General features: G+C 74.0%; 15 protein-coding genes. 3 read left to right on the forward strand and 12 right to left on the reverse strand.

Annotated elements, in window-relative coordinates:
- Positions 1–4 precede the first annotated feature (4 nt).
- The 8 genes from DFP74_RS13760 to DFP74_RS13795 all read right to left on the reverse strand — a co-directional run bounded on the left by DFP74_RS13760 (position 5) and on the right by DFP74_RS13795 (position 6607).
- Positions 5–763, reverse strand: coding sequence for a cysteine hydrolase family protein (locus DFP74_RS13760; protein ID WP_199725639.1), 759 nt, complete (start codon positions 761–763; stop codon positions 5–7).
- Complete coding sequence (locus tag DFP74_RS13765) at positions 760–1941, reverse strand: LLM class flavin-dependent oxidoreductase (protein WP_233570972.1); 1182 nt, start codon at positions 1939–1941, stop codon at positions 760–762. The genes DFP74_RS13760 and DFP74_RS13765 overlap by 4 nt, the downstream gene beginning before the upstream one ends.
- Positions 1942–2014: 73 nt before the next feature.
- The gene (locus DFP74_RS13770; RefSeq protein ID WP_121182067.1) at positions 2015–3124 is read right to left on the reverse strand and encodes an ABC transporter substrate-binding protein; all 1110 of its coding nucleotides are present in this window, start codon (positions 3122–3124) and stop codon (positions 2015–2017) included.
- 17 nt (positions 3125–3141) lie between these two features.
- Positions 3142–3984, reverse strand: coding sequence for an ABC transporter permease (locus DFP74_RS13775; protein ID WP_121182068.1), 843 nt, complete (start codon positions 3982–3984; stop codon positions 3142–3144).
- Positions 3985–3998: 14 nt separating this feature from the next.
- Positions 3999–4802 carry an ABC transporter ATP-binding protein gene (locus DFP74_RS13780; protein ID WP_121182069.1) on the reverse strand — a complete coding sequence of 268 codons (804 nt, stop codon included), beginning with the start codon at positions 4800–4802 and terminating at the stop codon, positions 3999–4001.
- Positions 4799–5308: a flavin reductase family protein gene (locus DFP74_RS13785; protein WP_158613003.1), complete on the reverse strand. Its 510-nt coding sequence runs from the start codon at positions 5306–5308 to the stop codon at positions 4799–4801. The genes DFP74_RS13780 and DFP74_RS13785 overlap by 4 nt, the downstream gene beginning before the upstream one ends.
- 188 nt (positions 5309–5496) lie before the next feature.
- A complete protein-coding gene (locus DFP74_RS13790; RefSeq protein ID WP_199725640.1) occupies positions 5497–6033 on the reverse strand; it encodes an NADPH-dependent FMN reductase in 537 nt (178 codons plus the stop codon).
- Between the two features lie 145 nt (positions 6034–6178).
- A complete protein-coding gene (locus DFP74_RS13795; RefSeq protein ID WP_121182072.1) occupies positions 6179–6607 on the reverse strand; it encodes a hypothetical protein in 429 nt (142 codons plus the stop codon).
- A gap of 387 nt (positions 6608–6994) precedes the next feature.
- On the opposite strand from DFP74_RS13795, the gene DFP74_RS13800 reads away from it, so the two are divergent.
- A complete protein-coding gene (locus DFP74_RS13800) occupies positions 6995–7582 on the forward strand; it encodes a TetR/AcrR family transcriptional regulator (protein WP_121182073.1) in 588 nt (195 codons plus the stop codon).
- A 218-nt stretch (positions 7583–7800) separates the two neighbouring features.
- The gene (locus DFP74_RS35030; RefSeq protein ID WP_305037053.1) at positions 7801–10089 is read left to right on the forward strand and encodes a serine/threonine-protein kinase; all 2289 of its coding nucleotides are present in this window, start codon (positions 7801–7803) and stop codon (positions 10087–10089) included.
- Positions 10090–10156: 67 nt separating this feature from the next.
- Here DFP74_RS35030 and DFP74_RS13810 read toward each other — a convergent pair whose 3' ends face one another.
- The 4 genes from DFP74_RS13810 to DFP74_RS13825 all read right to left on the reverse strand — a co-directional run bounded on the left by DFP74_RS13810 (position 10157) and on the right by DFP74_RS13825 (position 16017).
- Complete coding sequence (locus DFP74_RS13810; RefSeq protein WP_121182074.1) at positions 10157–11131, reverse strand: zinc-binding dehydrogenase; 975 nt, start codon at positions 11129–11131, stop codon at positions 10157–10159.
- Positions 11132–11157: 26 nt separating this feature from the next.
- Entirely contained in the window at positions 11158–11784 is a 627-nt protein-coding gene (locus DFP74_RS13815; protein ID WP_121182075.1) for a DsbA family protein, read from the reverse strand.
- A 40-nt stretch (positions 11785–11824) separates the two neighbouring features.
- Positions 11825–14686, reverse strand: a complete 2862-nt coding sequence (locus DFP74_RS35035; protein ID WP_121182076.1) for a helix-turn-helix transcriptional regulator — start codon at positions 14684–14686, stop codon at positions 11825–11827.
- Positions 14687–14754: 68 nt separating this feature from the next.
- Complete coding sequence (locus tag DFP74_RS13825) at positions 14755–16017, reverse strand: NAD(P)H-binding protein (RefSeq protein ID WP_121182077.1); 1263 nt, start codon at positions 16015–16017, stop codon at positions 14755–14757.
- 83 nt (positions 16018–16100) lie between these two features.
- Here DFP74_RS13825 and DFP74_RS13830 point away from each other — a divergent pair, with 83 nt between their 5' ends.
- A complete protein-coding gene (locus DFP74_RS13830; RefSeq protein WP_121182078.1) occupies positions 16101–17234 on the forward strand; it encodes an ArsO family NAD(P)H-dependent flavin-containing monooxygenase in 1134 nt (377 codons plus the stop codon).
- The last annotated feature ends 18 nt before the right edge of the window (positions 17235–17252 follow it).

The raw sequence follows: 17252 nt of genomic DNA on the forward strand, positions 1-17252 counted from the left end.
CGGTTCACTCGGTCACCTTCCGTCCGTCCGACGCCGCCGGTCCCGTGTCGCCGGCGTCCACGCTGTTCACCTGCGGGCCGTCCGCCTGCGGGCCGTCCGCCTGTGCGCCCCACGCCGCGGCCACGGCGTCGGCGGTGGCGACCACGGCCGCGTTCTGGCCCAGGGCCGCCAACGCGTGCCGGTGGGCGTCCTCCTGGTAGGCGGCGGTGGCGTCGGCCGCCACCACGGTCCGGAACCCCAGTTGGAAGGCGTCCCGCACGGTGGCGTCCACACAGCACTCGGTGGTCAGTCCGGCGGCGGCGACCCAGGTCGTGCCGCCCGACCGGAGCGTGTCCGCCAGCCCCGTGCCGAGGAAGCCCGAGTACCGCCGCTTCACGACGACCTCCTCGCCCGGCTCCGGGGACACCCCGAACCAGGCGGCGCCGGGCGTCCCCTCCACGCAGGGCTCCTCCTCCGGGTCGTCGGAGGGGTCCTCGGGCAGGCCGCGCAGCCAGCGCGAGGCGGCCCAGGGCTCGGCCGGGTCCTGCCCGAGCCCCACCCACACCACGCGTACGCCCGCGGCGCGGGCGGCGCCGACCAGCGCGGACGTGCGCTCCACGGCGGCGGCGACCCGGTCCCGGTCCGCCGCGTCCAGCCACGTGAGCACGGCCGGGTCGGCGAAGTCCCGCTGGACGTCGACGACCAGCAGCGCGCACTCCCGCGCGGGCCCGGGCGGGGCCCAGAGGCGCCCGGACACATCGGCGATGCCCCTGACTTCGCTCAACGCGACCCCTCGGCGCCGGACACCGCGGTCGCACCCGCACCCGCATCCGTGCCCGCGTCCGCGTCCGCCTCCGCGGCCGCACTCGCGTCCGCCTCCCGCAGCCGCGGCATGACCTTTTCGCCGAACTCGGCCAGGTCCGCGTGGTAGTCGGGGAAGATGAGCATCAGCCCGTCCAGCTCCGCGTACTCGACGATCTCGCGGATACGCCTGGTCACGGTGTCGGGGGACCCGGTGACGAAGGTGGTCTGGAAGGCCTCGTCCTCGGGGTTCTCCGCGGTCAGGGACAGCGCCTTGTCCAGCGGCAGGCCCCACGAGCGCTTCATGTTGACGATCGCGTCCACGTCGGCGCCGCGCCCGTACTCGCGCCGCCGCTCCTCGGCGGCGGCGTCGGTCTCGTCCATGATGACCGTGAGCATCGAGTACGTCCGGATGGACCGGCCCTGCTTGCGCGCGCGTGCCTTCACGTCGAGGCTGGCCTCCCGCAGACCGGGCAGGTCCTGCGCGGTCAGGAACGAGCCGTCGCAGTGCCTGGCCTGGAACTCCAGGCCGGTGTCGGAGCGTCCGGCGCTGATCAGCGTGGGCGCCGGGTTCGGGTGCGGGCGCGAGCGGCAGTCGTCCAGCGTGAAGAACTCGCCCTGGTGGGTGACGGAGTCCTCCGTCCACAGGCGTTCGAGGAGGGAGGTCCACTCCTCGGTGTACCGGTAGCGCGCGGCGTGGTCGAGGTCCTCGTTCCACAGGCCCATCTGCCCGAACTCGTCGGCGTAGGAGCCCACGACGATGTTCATGCCGGCGCGGCCGTCGCTGATCTCCTGCAGGGTCGTGTACATCTTGGCGGCGATGGCCGGGTTGAACAGGTTGGTGTGGATGGTGGCCCACACCTTCACCCGCTCCGTGGCCTCGGCCAGGCCCGACATCATCGTCATCGACTCCAGGGTGCGGCCCCAGTGGTCGGTGGACCCGTCGTAGCCGCGCCACTTGCCCATGGACATGATGAAGTCGAAGCCGTGGGCGTCGGCCAGCACCGCCGCCTTCTTGTTGTAGTCGTAGGTCGCCTCGGGGTGCGGTGCCGTCTCGGAGATGATCCAGCCACCGTTGCCGATGGGCAGGAAGATCCCGTACTCCGTGTCGGCCGTCCCAGCCGGTGCCGCCATGCGTGGCTCCTCGTTCTTCGTGTTCATGGTGTGGGTGTGGGGGGGAGGCGGGTCCGGGCGGCCGGCGCGATCACCGGGCCGGCCGCCCGAACCCGGGGTGCTACTCGGCGGGCCAGGCCACGTCGCCCGCGACGTGGACCGCTTCCAGGTAGCGGGGGTCGAACAGTGGCTCCAGGTCCGGCATCTCGTCGAGCTGGCCGTTGTCGACGAGGGTCTGGCCCTCGGCCTCGGTCAGGGTGAGGTCGATGTACCCGGCCGGGGAGGACTCCTGCGTGGAGGCGGTCACCAGCTCGTGCTCGGCGTTCCAGACCCGCAGGTTGTGCTCGACGTCGTATCCGGACTCGGAGAGCTCGGCCGCGAACTCCACGCACTCCTCGCCGTTGTCCACGCAGTGGTCGAAGGCACGGGACATCGCCCGCAGCACGTCCTCGACCACGGTGGGGTTCTCATCGGCGAAGTCGTGGTTGGTGGCCATGACGCCGAACGAGCCGACCACCCCGTAGTCCTCGGGCAGCCACTCGTTGTACTCCTCCTCCATGTCGCTGAGGAGGAACGGTTCGTTGGAACGGAAGCCGGTGAGGGCCTGGACCTGGTCGCGCGGCAGGACGCTCGGGTCGTAGCCGACCTCCACCTGCTCGATGGAGTCCATGTCGACGCCGTCGGAGACGAGCATCGCCTCCAGCGGAGCGGGCATGTTGCCCTTGTGGCCCAGGGTGGCGCCCTCCAGATCGCTGAGCTCCTCCACGTCCGTGCCCGTGAGCAGCGTGGCGATCGGGACGTGGCCGTAGGTGGCGACGCCGATGACGTCGATATCGGCGTCGTTGGCCATGAGGATCTCGGCCTCGCTGCCCATCGAGGTCAGCTGGGCGGTGCCCGCCGCGACCGTCTGGGCGTTGCCGATGGTGTCGCCCGTACCGGGCTGGATCTCGACGTCGAGGCAGACGGCCTCGAAGTAGCCGAGGGCGTCGGCCGCGACGGCCTCCAGGATGCTGACGGAGGCCTGGTACTGGTAGCCGGTGATGTACGTGATCGTTCCGGCATCCCGGTTGGTCTGGCACCGCTCCTCATCGATCACGGCGGCGACCTCCGGCTCGCTGTCCTCTGCCTCTCCGCTGCCGCACGCCGAGACCAGCAGAACGGCGGAGGCCGTCGTCGCGGCCGCGGCGGAGCGCAGAAGGAGGCGTCTGGGGTTGGCGGTGGGGGTGGACATGCGTATTGCTCCGATCATCAGGGGGTTCTCTGCTGCGACTCGTGCCAGAACAGCAGCCTGCGTTCCACGGTGGCCGTGAACGCGAGCATGAGGACGCCCATCGCGGCCAGACAGGCCACGGCCGCGTACACGTGCGGCAGCTGGGCGTTGGAGGCCGCGTTGCGGATCATCGTCCCCAGCCCGCTGGAGGAGCCGGCGGCGACGAACTCCGCGACGACCGCGCCCACGATGGACAGGGGGAGGACGACCCGCAGGGCGGCCAGGGTGTAGGGGAGGCTGCTCGGCACGCGCAGGCGCAACAGGACCTCGAAGCGTGAGGCGTGCAGGGTGGAGAACACGTGCAGGACCGGCAGCGGGACGGACCGCAGACCGGTCGTGACGTTGATCAGCACCGGGAAGAACGTGATGATCGCGGTGACGATGACCTTGGGCGCCATGCCGAAGCCGAACGCCACGACCAGGGCGGGAGCCAGGGCGATGACCGGGGTCACGTTGAGGACCACCGCCAGCGGCATGATCGCCCGGCGCAGAATCGGGATCTCCGACATCAGCAGGGCCAGGACGAACGCCAGTCCGGCGCCCCAGGCCACCCCGATGAGGGCGATCTGGAGAGTGGACCCGGCGTTCCGCACGAACAGCGCCGGGTCGTCGAGCAGGGTGGTGCCGACCTCGGAGAGCGTGGGCAGGATGTAGGGCTGGTCGGCGGCGACCGCCGTCCAGGCGGCGCCGACCAGCAGCACGGCCACGACCGTGGGCAGCCACAGGGCGGGGTGCAGGACCGACCGCCGCCGACGCCGCGGGTGCGCGGCGGGAGCGGTGGTGGGGCGGGGACGGACGTCCGGGGAAGTGCCCGTGGCCATGTCCGGTAGTCCTCTCACAGTGGTACGAGGTCGTCGGGGGCGGCGCCGGATTCCCACGCGACCTGCAGTGAGGCGCGGACGCGGTCCTCCACTCGGTGAAGGCGGGGGTCGGCCGTGACTCCGGAGCCGCGCGGACGGGGGAGCTCGACGGGCAGGACTTCGTGCACCCGGCCGGGGCGGGCGGACATGACCACGATCTCGTCGGAGAGGGTGACCGCCTCACGCACCGAGTGGGTGACGAACACGACCGTCGTGGACATGTGCTCCCACAGGCGCAGCAGGTGGAGCTGGAGCGCCTCACGGGTGAACTCGTCCAGGGCGGAGAACGGCTCGTCCATCAGCAGGACGTCCGGGCGGATTCCGAAGGCGCGGGCGATCGCGACGCGCTGCTGCATGCCGCCGGAGAGCTGGTGCGGGTACTTGCGGGCGACGTCCTCCAGACCCACCATGCTCAGCAGTTCGTCGGGGTCGCCGGCGGCGTTGCCCGCGCGGCGGTTGACCCGGGAGGGCAGGGCCACGTTGCGGCGCACGTTCAGCCACGGCAGCAGCGCGGGGGTCTGGGGGACCAGGCCCACCGCCTTGGCGGCGCACATCCGCTCGGGAGTGGACCCGAAGACGGCGACGTGTCCGGCGTCGGGCCGTTCCAGGCCCGCGAGCACCCGGAGCAGCGTGGACTTGCCGCAGCCGCTGGGGCCGATGAGGCTGACGAAGTGTCGCCGGGGGACGTCGAGGTCGACCCGGTCGAGCGCGGGGCGGGCGGGGTCGCCGCCCTCGTAGGTCTTGGTGAGGCCGCGCACCTCGATGCGGTCGTCGCTCATGCGGCGTCCAGCCGGTGGAACCTGCGCTCCTGGTAGACCAGCGGCGCGGATTGCCCGATCCGCACGTAGACCACGTCGAACAGGATCATCGTGTGGTCGCCGGCGCGGTGCCGTGAGTGGACGGTGCCCTCCAGCGCGACGGCGGATCCCGGCAGGACGGGCGCGCCCAGGTCGCCGGTGGTGAAGGGGGCCGCGTCGAACTTGTCGGCGCCGCGGGTGGCGAACACCCTGGACAGCCGTTCCTGGCCGTCGGCCAGGACGTTGACCGCGACGGTCCGTGCGCGGGTGAAGGCCTCGTGGCACTCGGCGGTGGAGGCGAGGCAGATCGCGACCAGCGGCGGGTCGGCGGAGACCGAGACGACGCTGTTGGCGGTGAAGCCGTGGCGTCGGCCGTCGACCTCGGCGGTGACGACGCTGACCGACGTGGCCATGCGGGCGAGGCCGTCGCGCAGGGCCGAGGGCTCGTGTCGTATGTCGGTGGAGTTCGGGGTCTGGTGGGAGGTCATTCCTGCTCCTCGGGGTGGATGAGCCATCGCACTCCGTCGTCACTGGAGTGCGCGCTCGACGGATCCATGGGTGCCGGGGGAGGCCGAGCGGGCCGCGGCGGCCAGGGCGGCCGGAACGGGGCCGTCGGGCCGAGCGAGGCCGGGGCGGACCGGCCGGGTCGCACGTACCCGGTCCGGATCCGCCCGGCTCACAGGGGTGCGGTGGCGGTGCCCATGACGGAGGAGAAGGTGCCGGCGTGGCGGTCGTACCAGGCCAGGGCGGGGTCGGTGTCGGTGCCGAGTTCACCGAGGGACTGTTCGCGCAGGTAGAGCGCGGGGACCGGGCAGGACGCGGCGAGTTCGACGAGGACGGGGCGCAGCGCCGACTCGGCGGCGTGCGAGTGTCCGTCCGAGGCGCCGACCATGAGGGGGACGGCGACCGTGCCGCGCAGGCCCTCGGGAGGCATCCGGTCCAGGAAGGCCTTGAGCAGGCCGGTGAACGTGCCCTTGTAGACGGGGCTGGCCACGACCAGGAGCCGGGCCGAGCGGACGGTGCCGACCGCTTCGTTCACCGCGGCGTCGCCGGGGTCGAGGACCGCCGGGCCGTGGTCGGACAGGTCGATGGTGGTGACGTGGTCGCCGCCCGCGAGGGGGGCGAGCAGTCGGGCGACGTGTTCGGCGGCCCGGGCCGTACGTGAGCCCGGGCGTGGGTTGCCGACAAGTGCGGCCACATGGGAAGAGCCCACGGGACACCCTCCAGGTATCTGTCCTCGGTTGGCAACACCGAGGAGAACGGTGGAGAGCGGGCGGAAGCAGGTGAGTCGACGGCCCGCGGGGATCGTTGACGCGTCAAAGCTAGTGACGCGGTTTTAACTGACTATGACGTCCCGGTCACGTGATGGTGTCGAGTGACCGGATTGTGGTGCCCTCGTCCACCAGGGCGACGGCGATCCCGTGCGTGGCGAACGCCGCTCGCAGCCAGGAGCCGCGAGCGAGGAGCCGGGACAGCTGTTCGCCCATGACCAGGACGACGCGGGCATCGGGAAAGTGGGTGTCGCGCAGCCAGACGAGCTTGAACGCGTCGGCGATGAGCTTGTTGCGCTGGACCGACTTCACCGGGCCGCGAAGTGGCGCGCACTGGGCGAGGACCGTGGGGAGGCCCTCGTCCGCGAAGTCGACTCCGACCCGGGTTCCGTCCGGGAGAGTGAACGCTCGGGGTGCCACACGGGTCCCCAGCAGCGCGGATAGCGCCCGGGAGAGGTCCGTGTCGTCGCCCCGGGCGAGGGTGTCTGGTGGGGGACCGACCACTGAACGCGCCATATAGGCAGACCATAGTGCACAAGAGTCCCGTCGTCATCGGGATTGTGCGCTTGTAACACCAGTAACAGGAGCCCCCTGTGTCCCTCACCTGGTGCCTTGATGGCTCAGTGTGGCATGAGTCACACAGCTTGGCCACTCTTTACCTCAACAAGCCTCGAGGTTTTAGCGTCGAGGAGGGGCCACGAAAGCTCTCGCCGGCCGCCGAGCCGCCGAGGGCCGCCGAGGGCCGTCGGCCGGTCCCGGGGCCGAGGGAGAAGCCGAGATCGGGGCCGGTGGAGAAGGCGAGGGCGAGCGGCCGCTGGGCGCCGGGCGGGTGTAGCCGGCGTCGCGGGGCGTGGCGGGGTCGACGGCCTATCCTGGCCGGTATGACGCCGACGACTGCACGCCATGCCCCCTAAGCAGAAACGGGGCGAGGCCACCATCGAGCGGTTGTTCGCCGCGGCCCTCCAGGTCTACGCCTCCTCGGGCGGGCAGGGCTTCACGGTGAACGCGGTCTCCTCGGCCAGCGGTGTCAGCCTCGGCAGCCTCTACCACCACTTCGGCAGCTTCGACGGCTTCACCGTCGCCCTGTGCATGCGGTGCACGGAGCAGCTCTTCGACGAGTTGACCGCGGCCGTCACCCCCACCCGCACGGCCCGTAGCGGAATCCGCGCGCTCGTGGTGACCTACCTCCGCTTCATCGAGGAGAACCCGGACGTGGCGCTCTTCCTGCACTCCGCCGTCTCCGCCGGCCTCATCGAGGCCCACACGGAGCAGATCCGGTCGGACATGCTGGGGGGCATCTTCGCGTGGGTGGGCCGACGCGTCGAGGGGGGGGACATCGCCCCCCTGCCCGGGCCGGTGATCGAGGCCCTGGCCATGGGGCCGGTGATCGCGATCGCGCGGCACTGGCTGGCCGGCCCGCACAACGTCGACCTCGACCAGGCCGCGCGTGCGCTGCCGGACCGGATCTGGAGCTCACTGCGGCCGGAGTAGCGGGCTCCGCATCGGGGCGGGCACGAGCACGTACGCGGGCCGGGGCATGCCCCGGCCCGCGTCGTTCACCGCGGTGGCTCGGGGCCGCCGCGATGCCGTCCCGTGGGTCACCCTAGTCTAGAACTAGATATTTTTTCTAGAAAACTTTACTGATCTCTGGCGGTCGACCCCCTGATCGCGGGCCGGTGGCGTGGCCGTCCAGAACCCGGAGGGCAGGCATGGACGCGGGAGTCGCAGAGGTCGGCGGGTATCGGTTGGTCCGGGAGTTGGGCCGGGGCGGGTTCGGCTCGGTGTACCTGGGCGAGGCCGCGGACGGGCGCAGAGCGGCGGTGAAGCTGCTCCACACCGGCCCCGGCGTGGACCCGCGCTTCACCGAGATGTTCGCCCGGGAGGTGGAGGCGGCGCGCAGGATCAGTCCGTTCTGCGTGGCCCAGGTCCTGGACGCCGACCCGCACGCGGAGCGGCCCTGGATCGCCAGCGAGTACATCGAGGGCCGCACGCTCCTGGCGGAGATCGAGGCGGAGGGGCCGCGACGAGGCGCCGGCCTGCAGCGCCTGGCCATCTCGACCGCGACCGCGCTGACCGCGATCCACCGGGCCGGGGTCGCGCACCGGGACCTCAAACCGGAGAACATCATGATGGCTCCGGACGGTCCGAGGGTGATCGACTTCGGGATCGCGCGGGCCTTCGAGGAGACGGCGGTCTTCACCGCCACCTCCAGGGTCGGGACGCTGCACTACATGGCGCCCGAGCGGCTGGACGACGCGCTCCACCTCACGACCGCCGTGGACGTGTTCGCCTGGGGCGCGGTCATGGTCTACGCCGCGAGCGGGCGGCACGCGTTCTCGGGACGGACGCAGACCGCCGTCATCAGGCGGATCCTGGTGGAGGAACCGGACTGTTCGGCGGTGCCCGGGGAGCTGCGCGGGCTCGTGGTCCGGTGTCTGGAGAAGGAGCCGGAGCGGCGTCCGACCGCCCACCAGGTGTTGGACGCCCTGCTGGGCCACAGCGGGGGCGTGGACGGGGCGGGCACCGACGTCGAGGACTCGATGGAGCGCGGCAGCACCGCCGTGACCGGGATCGTCGCACCGGAGGGGGCCGGGTTGGACCGGACCCTGCTGGAGACGCGGCGGGAGACGGCGGGGCCGGGGAACGCGGCGGCCGCGGAGGCGGTGGGGCACGTCGACGACCGGCCCCACCGGGAGCCGCCGCCCGGACCGCCTTCCGGACCGCAAGCCGGGCCGTCAGGCCCGTGGGAGCAGCCGCCCGGCCCGTGGGAGCCGAGGCCCGGCCCGTCGGGTCCGCGGCCGGGACCGTCCGGCCCGCGGCCGGGACCGTCCACGGCGCCTCCGTTCCGGTTCGCCGGGCGGCTCCACCGCACTCTGGAGGAGCTCTCCGAGACCATGCACGCCCACGGGAGCGCCGCCGAAGCGGAGTTCGGCGACGCCGACCGCAGGGCGCTGCTCGCCGCCTGGGTCATCGAGGACCTCGCCGACCCCCGGGTCGACCGGAGCCTGTTCCGTGCCCAGCCGGTGGACCCCGCCCTCGCGGTCGCCGGCTTCGTCGCACAGACCCGCCCGGACCTGGCGCCGAGGTATCGGGCGCGGGACATGCGGCTGTCCGCCCTGCGCGAGGCGGCGGCCCGCGGGGAGACGGGCGCGGCCGACCCCGGAACGGCCCCACCCGAGGTGCTGGAGGTGATGGCGGAGTACGACTGCCGGGACCCCGACCACGCGTGCGTTCCGGGCGGCGGCTGCACCGAGTACCGGGACCTGGTCGAGGACGTCCGGTCCGCGCGCGGCGACTACACGGACGCGATCGCGCCCTACGTCCGCTGGCAGACCGCGTCCGGGCTCGGGCACATGGGCGGGCCGGGGGAGCGCGTGGCGGACTCCGAGTTCGTCCTCGCGGCGCTGGCCCCCCAGGCGTGGGAGCGGACCGTCGCCGGGGACCGCGACTCGCTGGAGGAGTCGTGGCGGTCCGGCCTGCCGCCGATGCTCCCGCCGGAGGCCCCGCTGCGTGTGCGCCTGGTCAGGGGCATGGTGATCCGACGGCTGTGTCGCCTGCTCAGGGAACTCTCCGCCCAGTACGCGCACCTGGGGGCGAGCGCCGACCACCTGGAGGGTTACGTGCAAGAGCACGCCGAGCTCCGGGACAGGAGGGCGCGGGAGCTGACCGTGAGGGTCGCGCTCGGCGCCGGGCTGTCCGTGTGCGGGTTGCTCGTCCTCGGCGGCCTGGCCCTGGGGGGCCTGATCGCCTCCGTCGAGACGGCCTTCCTGGTCGGGGTGATCGTCGCCGCCCTCGGTTTCGTCGCCTACCGGGCGTTCGGCGACATCGTCGGCCGGACGACCGGCGCCCCCGTCAGCGGGCAGGACCCCTTCCCCGCCGTGGCCGGCCCACGGGCGAAGCTGGCGCACGCCCGGGCGGCCATCGCGGACGTGGACGGCAGGCTCGCCGCGCTGGACCGGGTCCGGGCCCAGCTGCCCCGCCTCTCCGCGGCGGGGTGACCGCCGCCGAGGGCGAGACCGGTCGCTCCCCGGGCCTCGCGTCGACCCGGGGAGCGGCCGGCCTGCGCTACCGCGACACCTCCAGCAGCGCCTTGCCGAGGATCGTGCGCTCCTCGAGCGCCGCGTGCGCCTCGGCGGCCCGCTCCAGGGGGAAGACCTGGCCGATGACCGGCAGGATCCGCCCCGCCGCCGCGGCGGCCAGCACCTCCTCGGTGCTGCGGGTCGCGTCCGCCGTGTCCTGGTGCAGGTCGGCGATCGAGTACAGGGTCACCCCGCGCTCGTCGGCCTCCTCCTGGGCGATCTCGGCGAAATCGCCGCTGGGTGCCCCGTGGGCGGAGAACCGTCCGCCGGACGCGGTGATCGCGAAGGCCTCCCGGCCGATCGCTCCGCCCGCGCCGTCGTAGACCACCTCCGGGCCCCGGCCGCCGGCGGCCTCCCGGACGCGCTCGGTCCACCCCGGCTCGGAGTAGTCGACCACGCCCTCGATGCCCCGGGACCGCAGCAGCTCCAGCTTGCGCTCGCCGCGCGCGGCGCCCACGACCCTGGCTCCGGCCTCGCGCGCCATCTGCACCAGCAGCAGCCCCATCGCTCCGGCCGCGGCCGTGACCAGCACCCACTGGTCCGGCTTGGGCGCGATCGTCGTGACGAGGGACCGGGCGGTCGCGCCGTCGTGGACCAGGGCCGCCGCCGTCCGCGCGTCGAGCCCGTCGGGGACCGCCGCCAGCTGGTCGGCCGGGGCCAGGGTCCGCTCGGCGTAGGACCCCTGGGCCGCCGTGGTCGCCACGCGCCGGCCGATCCACGACGGATCGACCCCCGCGCCGACCGCCGTCACCGTGCCCACCGCGCCGCCGCCGGGCACGTAGGGCGGCCGGATGCCGAACCACTCGCCGGCCTCGCCCCGCCGGATCGCGGTCTCCAGGAAGATGACGTCCGCCACGGACACCTCCAGGGCGACCTGGCCCGCCTCCGGGACCGGGTCGGTGCCCTGTCGCACGGCCAGGACCTCAGGGGCGCCGAACTCGCCCACCTCGATGAACCTCATGTCAGTACTCCTTATGTCGAAGGGGGTCAGGCGGAGGCGTCGGCCGTGGCGGCGGAGCGCAGGGCCGCGTCGAGCGCGGCCTCGCTCTGGTCGCCGACCAGCGGGACGCGTGATCCGGAGAACGCGAACACCGGCACGCCGCGGATACCGTCGGCGCGGACGCGGGCCAGCTCGGCCCGCACCTCGTCGGCTCCGGCGGCGCTCCACTCGACCCCGGCCTCCGCGGCCAGCCGGCGCAGGACCGCCTCGTCGCCCGTGTTCAGGTCCTCGCTGTGGTGGGCGCGGAACAGCCGCTCCACCATCGCCTCGCCGCGGCCCTGGGCCGAGGCCACCGCCACCAGCCGGTGCGCCTCGAAACTGTCGGCCCAGATCGCGTCATGGCCGAACACCAGACCCAGGTCCGCGCCCAGGACGCTCATCTCGTCCATGGCGCCCTCGTGGTCGAAGTCCGCGCCGAAGTGGCGGCGGTGCACGTCCCGCTTGGGCTCGCCGGCCGGTGACGCGCCGGGATCGAGCTGGAAGGGGCGGAACGCCACGTCGAGGGTGCCGCCCTCGTCCCGGAAGCGCGCCGCGGCCCGCTGGAAGCGGGTGTAGGCGAGGTAGGACCAGGTGCACCCGATGTCGAAGGTGATCTCCACATGTGCTGTCTTCATGGGGACGACGCTACGGACGGTCGCCCCGGGACAGCATCAGTCATCCGACGGGCGCTTGCGTCCGTTCCCCGTCGGACGGTCGCCGCCCCTGGTCACGGTGCAGGCCCAGCGCGCCGAGCTCGGCCCGGGAGGCCACACCGAGCTTGGGATAGGCCTTGTAGAGGTGGTGACCGACCGTGCGGGGGCTCAGGAACAGCTGGGCGCCGATGTCGCGGTTGGTGAGCCCGGTCGCGGCCAGCCGGACGACCTGGAGCTCCTGGGGGGTGAGGCGGTCCAGCGGGTCCTCGGCGCGGTCGCGCGCCAGGGTGTCCGTCGCACGGGTCTCCCCGGTGGCGCGCAGCTCGGCGCCGGCCCGCTCCTCCCACGGCCGGGCGCCCCAGCGGCGGAAGGCGTCGGCGGCCAGGTGGAGCTGCTCGCGGGCCTCGGTCGTGCGGCGGGCGCGGCGCAGCCACTCACCGAAGAGCAGCCGGGTCCGGGCCTGGTCGAAGGGGGCGGCGTCCAGGGCGAGCGCGCCGCGGTAGGCGTCCTCGGAGCCGTCGAGCAGGGCACGGCAGCGCAGCACCAGGGATCGGGCCCACGGCCGGTCGACGGCGGTGGCCCAGGCGGTGTACCGGTCGGCGGCGTCGGCGGCGCGGTCGGTCCGGCCCAGCCGGAACGCGGCCTCGACCAGCAGGGGCAGGTTGCCGACGATCCCCATCGGGCGGGTGCCCTCCACGACCGACTCCAGCCGGGTCAGGGCCTCCTCGGGGCGGCCCTGTCCCAGGTCGAGCAGGCTCAGCGCGATGGCGGCGTGGACGGACGCGGGCGCCACACCGCGTTCGAGCGGTTCGGCCACCAGGGCGCGGCACCGCTCGGCCTCGCCCCGGACGGCGGCGATCTCGGCGCCGATCGCGGCCAGTTCCGCCCGGGGCGTGGGCTGGCAGCTGTCGGCCGCGGTGCGCAGTCCGTCCTCGACCGTGGCACGCGCGTCGCGGTGGCGGCCGAAGAAGAACTGGGTGCGCGCGAGCACCACCTGGACCTGCGGCAGCACGGCGAGCGCGCCCTGGGCGCGGCACTCGACCTCCAGGTCGGCGGCGGCCCGGTGGGCCTCCTCGAAGTCGCCGGAGATCAGGCGCAGGCGGGCGTACAGCACGCGGTCGTTGAGGGACTGGGGTGCGAGGGCGTCGTGGCCGTCCAGGGAGGCGCGCAGCGCGGCCACGCCCTCGGCGGTGTGGCCCTGGTCGAGCTGGGTGGTGGCGAGCGCGGCCCGGGCCAGGGCCGCGGCCGGTGAACCTCCGGGGCGTCCCTCGGCGTAGTCGCCGATGCGCTCGACGCAGCCGAAGTCGTTGGCGACCCACGCGGCGCGCACCGCCTCCAGCAGGAGCTTCCCGCCCTCGGCGGCCCCGGTGGCCTCGCGCGCCCCTGCGGTGGCCGGCGGGGTCCCGGATCCGCGCGTCTTGCCCGTCTCCCGAGTTCCTCCCGGCTCCGGCGACAGCCCGAGCGCCTGCGCTTCGTCGGGGTCGGAGTCCAGCGCCGCGGCGAACAGGACGCGGTAGGAGGTGTCGGCGCGCCCGGCGGCGGTGGCGAGCATCGAATGGAGCCGGGCCACGGTGACACGCTGCCCCGCGTCGTCCAAATGGGTTCCGGTGATCGCGTCCAGCAGACGGCCCGCCCGTGCCTGGTCGCCCGCGTAGGCGGCGGCCTCCGCCGCGGCGATCGACCGGCGACGGCGCTCTCCCGCCCCGGGCGACAGGGCGGCGGCCCGTTCGTAGGCGGCGGCGACGGCGGACAGGCCCCCGCGGGCCCGGGCCCGCTCGGCGGCCTCCTCCAGCAGGGCGGCGACCTCCTCGTCGGCCGTGGGCGCCGCCGCGGCCAGGTGCCAGGCCCGGCGGTCGGCGGCCTCGGGACGGTCCGCGTACACCCCGGCCAGGGCCCGGTGGGCCGCCACGCGGTCGCGGGAGGGCGCGTGCTCATAGGCGGCCGCGCGGATCAGCGGGTGCCCGAACTCCACCCGGTTCCCGTCCACCCGCAGCAGGCCCTTGCGCTCGGCGGGCCCCAGGTCGTCCAGGCCCGCGCCCAGCTCCCCGGCGGCGCTCAGCACGGTGGCCGCGTCGGCGGAGTCGTCCGCCGCCGCCACCAGCAACAGCGCGCGGGTCGGGTCCGGAAGCGCGGTGACCTGGTCGGCGAAGGCGTCCTGGATGCGGCCCGGCGCCCCCAACCGGGTGCTGGAGTACCCGTCCCGCTGCACGGAGGTCAGCGTCAACAGGGCCAGCGGGTTGCCCGCCGCCTCGGCCAGCACCTGTCCGCGCACCTGCCGGGGCAGGTCGGCGGCGTGCTCCTGGAGCAGCGCCTCCGCGTCGGCCCGGGGCAGCCGCCGGAGCCGCAGCTCCTCGATGTGGGGGGTGGACAGCAGCGGCGCGTGCGGTTCGCGGACCGCCATCAGCACCGCGACACCCTCGGCCTCCAGCCGCCGCGTGGCGAACAGCAGCGCCTCGGCCGACTCCCGGTCCAGCCAGTGGGCGTCGTCCACCAGGCAGAGCACCGGTCCGTCGGCGGCCAGCTCGGCCAGCAGGGTCAGGACGGCGAGTCCGACCAGGAACCGGCTCGGTGCCGGGGAGTCCGCCAGCCCCAGGGCGCCGCGCAGCGCCCGGGCCTGCGGTTCGGGCAGCGCGTCGATGTGCGCCGTCGCGCGGCCCAGCAGCAGGTGCAGGCCCGCGTACGGCAGGTCGCTCTCGGACTCGACTCCGGCGCCGCGCAGCACGCGCATGTCGGCGGCGACGGCCTCGCGCTCGGCGTGGTCGAGCAGCGTCGACTTGCCGATCCCGGCCTCGCCCCGCAGCACCAGCGCACCGCTGCGGCCGGAACGCGCCGCGGCGAGGACCGTGTCGATCCTCGCCGTTTCGTCGTCGCGTCCGCGCAGCACGCGCTCACGCTACCGTGCCCGGGCGCCGTGGGCGCGTGAGCACCCGTGCCCTACGGCGCAGTCCCGCGTCAGCGCACGTGCGGGGGCTCGTGGAAGAACACCTCCTCCCGGACGATGAGCCCGTCCCGGACCGTGTACAGGGAGACCTTGGAGTTCGTGCCCCGCTCGCCCGTCGGCCTGAAGGTGGAGTCGAAGGTGAAGCGGATCGCGAAGCGGTCGCCCCGGACCAGCGGGGGGTCGATCTCCACACCGTGGATCTCCACGGTCTCGTCGACCGTCTCCATGTGGTCGTCCATGGCGTCCGCCCGGATCTCGACCGCCGGCCCGGTCATGTCGTCGGAGCCGACGCGCACGTAGTCCGGGGAGTGGACTCGGTCGAGCCCGTCGAAGTCGCCCCGCGACATGAGCTCGACGTACTCCCGCGCGACCCGCCCCGTGGAACGGATCTCGGACGGGCGCTCGGGCAGGAAGTCGGCGATGTGGTCGGCGACCCACCGCCGGTAGGTGAGCGCCGGCCTGCCGGTGACCTCCTCCACCGCCGCGGTGACCGGTTCGGGCGCCTTGGTGAGCTCGGCCAGCTCGGTGATGGTGTCCTCGACCGCTTCGGGCGGCAGCCAGGCGAGGAACCCCTCGCGGGCCTCCTCCACCGGCATCTCCTCGAACCGCAGGGGCAGCCCGGTCACCTCCCCGATGATCCGCACCCGCTCGGCCTGGTCCAGGGCCTCGGGGCCGGTCACGTCGTGGACGGCGCAGACATGGTCGTCGGTGGTCAGTGCCCGCACCGCCACGGCGGCGAGGTCGGCCTCGTGCACCGACGACCTGTGCCACCCCGCGAACGGCTCGCGGACCACGCCCGTGGTGCGGACGTCCTCGGCCCACCCGAGGTCGTTGCCCGCGAACCCGCCGCCGCGCACGAAGGTCCACTCGACCCCGGACTCGCGCAGCAGCCGCTCGATCCGCGCGTGGGACCCGTTGACGGGGTCGTTGGCCGCCGCGTCTCCCGCCCCCATCGAGGACAGGTACACCACGCGCCGGGCGTCGCGGGTGATCCGGGACATGACCTCGGGCGCGGTGTCGTCGGCGTGCAGGGTCGGCCAGACGAGCAGGACCCGGGTGACGCCGTCGAGCGCGGCGTCCAGGGAGGCGGCGTCGGACAGATCGCCGCGCACCACCTCCACCCCAGCGGGGAGCCGGGCGCGGTCGGGGTCGCGCACCAGGGCGCGGACGTTGGTGTGGCCGGCGTCGAGCAGCTGTCGGACGGCGCTGCCGCCGACCTTGCCGGTGGCGCCGGTGACGAGGTACTTTCCGTGGGTTTCGCTGTGGTCGTCCATGTCGCCGACACTAGGGAGGCGGCCGTGGCCGCAACATCGGTCATGTGACTGTCGAACGACCGTCACCGCTTCCAGGAGGACACGTGGGCGCATCCGCGGACACCGGGACGGACTCCGCCGGGGTCGACTCAGCCGGGGTCGACTCAGCCGGGGTCGACGCCGCCGAGACCGACGTCGTCGTGGTCGGCGGTGGCCAGGCGGGCCTCGCGGCCGGGTACTTCCTGCGGCGCGCCAAGGCGCGGTTCGTCGTCCTCGACGACCGTGCCGAGCCCGGTGGGGCCTGGGGCGATTACTGGGACTCGCTGCGCCTGTTCTCCCCGGCCGCGCACAGCCCGCTGCCCGGCTGGTGGATGCCGGAGGAGCCGGGGCGGGAGTTCCCCTCGGCGCGGCACGTGACCGACTACCTGGCCGAGTACGAGCGCCGGTACGAGCTGCCCGTGCGCCGACCGGTCGCCGTGAAGGAGGTCCGTCGCGCCGGCGACCGCCTGGAGGCGGACACGACCGCGGGCACCTGGCGGGCGCGGCACGTGATCAGCGCGACCGGGACCTGGTGCCGCCCGTACACGCCGGACGTGCCCGGCCGCGAGCTGTTCGAGGGCCGCCAGCTCCACACGGTCGAGTACCGCCACTCGGAGGACTTCGCCGGGCAGCGGGTCGTGGTGGTCGGCGGGGGCAACTCCGCGGCGCAGATCCTCGCCGAGCTGTCCGAGGTCGCGCACACCACCTGGCTCACCCGGCGCCCGCCGCGCCTGATGCCCGACGACGTCGACGGCCGTGTGCTCTTCGAGGTGGCCACGCGCAGGGCGCTGGGCACGGCGGACGGGGACGTCGGCTCCCTGGGCGACATCGTGATGGTGCCGAGCGTGCGCCGGGCACGGGACCGGGGCGTGCTCAAGGCGCAGCCGATGGCCGAGCGGCTGACCCGCACGGGCGTGGCCTGGGCGGACGGGAGCGAACTGGCGGCGGACGCGATCGTGTGGTGCACCGGGTTCCGCCCCGTCCTGGACCACCTGGCCCCGCTGGAGCCGTTCGACGCCGACGGGCGGATCCCGCTCGACGGCGCCCGGTCCCTGCGGGAGCCGCGGCTGCACCTGCTGGGCTACGGCGACTGGACCGGGCCCGCGTCGGCCACGCTCATCGGCGCGGGCCGTGCCGCCAAGGCCGCCGTCGCCCGCATCGCCGAGGATCTGGGCACGGGCCGGAGTCGCAACCGATGATTCCCGTCCCCGCGCGTG

Source organism: Nocardiopsis sp. Huas11, from assembly GCF_003634495.1.
GTDB lineage: Bacteria > Actinomycetota > Actinomycetes > Streptosporangiales > Streptosporangiaceae > Nocardiopsis.

What these genes read in the sequence shown, in the direction of transcription:
- DFP74_RS13765 (WP_233570972.1), bottom strand. Translation starts at nt 1,941, where the DNA reads ATGAACACGAAGAACGAGGAGCCACGCATGGCGGCACCGGCTGGGACG.
- DFP74_RS13770 (WP_121182067.1), bottom strand. Translation starts at nt 3,124, where the DNA reads ATGTCCACCCCCACCGCCAACCCCAGACGCCTCCTTCTGCGCTCCGCC.
- DFP74_RS13775 (WP_121182068.1), bottom strand. Translation starts at nt 3,984, where the DNA reads ATGGCCACGGGCACTTCCCCGGACGTCCGTCCCCGCCCCACCACCGCT.
- DFP74_RS13780 (WP_121182069.1), bottom strand. Translation starts at nt 4,802, where the DNA reads ATGAGCGACGACCGCATCGAGGTGCGCGGCCTCACCAAGACCTACGAG.
- DFP74_RS13785 (WP_158613003.1), bottom strand. Translation starts at nt 5,308, where the DNA reads ATGACCTCCCACCAGACCCCGAACTCCACCGACATACGACACGAGCCC.
- DFP74_RS13795 (WP_121182072.1), bottom strand. Translation starts at nt 6,607, where the DNA reads ATGGCGCGTTCAGTGGTCGGTCCCCCACCAGACACCCTCGCCCGGGGC.
- DFP74_RS13800 (WP_121182073.1), top strand. Translation starts at nt 6,995, where the DNA reads ATGCCCCCTAAGCAGAAACGGGGCGAGGCCACCATCGAGCGGTTGTTC.
- DFP74_RS35030 (WP_305037053.1), top strand. Translation starts at nt 7,801, where the DNA reads ATGGACGCGGGAGTCGCAGAGGTCGGCGGGTATCGGTTGGTCCGGGAG.
- DFP74_RS13810 (WP_121182074.1), bottom strand. Translation starts at nt 11,131, where the DNA reads ATGAGGTTCATCGAGGTGGGCGAGTTCGGCGCCCCTGAGGTCCTGGCC.
- DFP74_RS13815 (WP_121182075.1), bottom strand. Translation starts at nt 11,784, where the DNA reads ATGAAGACAGCACATGTGGAGATCACCTTCGACATCGGGTGCACCTGG.
- DFP74_RS13825 (WP_121182077.1), bottom strand. Translation starts at nt 16,017, where the DNA reads ATGGACGACCACAGCGAAACCCACGGAAAGTACCTCGTCACCGGCGCC.